This is a genomic window from Pseudomonas khorasanensis, from assembly GCF_014268505.2.
Lineage (GTDB): Bacteria > Pseudomonadota > Gammaproteobacteria > Pseudomonadales > Pseudomonadaceae > Aquipseudomonas > Aquipseudomonas khorasanensis.
Window position 1 is genome coordinate 1 of sequence record NZ_JABWQP020000047.1, and the last position, 547, is coordinate 547.

General features: G+C 60.5%; 1 protein-coding gene. It reads right to left on the reverse strand.

Annotated features, from left to right (window positions below; all coding sequences use genetic code 11):
• Positions 1-547 (reverse strand): immunoglobulin-like domain-containing protein (locus HU727_RS25520; protein WP_217847158.1); only part of this gene is annotated, 547 nt, incomplete at both ends.

Below are 547 nucleotides of genomic sequence, written 5' to 3' on the forward strand. Positions count from 1 at the left end.
GGACAAGGTCACGGTGACTGGCGAGCCGGCCGGATTGGTCAGCGTAGCGGTGTAAACAATCGAACCACCTTCAGCAACGGAGCCAGTGGCACTCAGCGACAGATTGGTGGTGTCGGTAACGTCGGTGACAGTGGTGCTGACCGGAGTTTTGTCGGCGACCAGATTTTCGAAGTTGCCGCCAGTGACATTGGTGATTGCGTTAGTTATCGGCGCATTGCCAGTCAGCGCATCGTTCGGTGCGGTGAAGGTCGCGGTACCGGTGGTTTGACCGACAGCGATGGTGATGTTCTGGCCGTTGGCCAAGGTCACGACAACCGGCGAACCGGTTACTGGCGCGCCAACCGTGGCGGTGTAAGTGACGGTGCCGCCCTCAGCCACTGAGGTATCGGCGGTCAATTTGACCGTCGAGGTGTCGATGGTGTCGGTGACGGTCGTCACGGCCGGAACCGTGCTCGGCACCAGGTTTTCGAAGTTGCCACCTGTGGCGCCGGTGATCGTCGCCTGTACCGAACCGGCGTCTTTGTAGACGTCATCGGTTGGTGCTGGG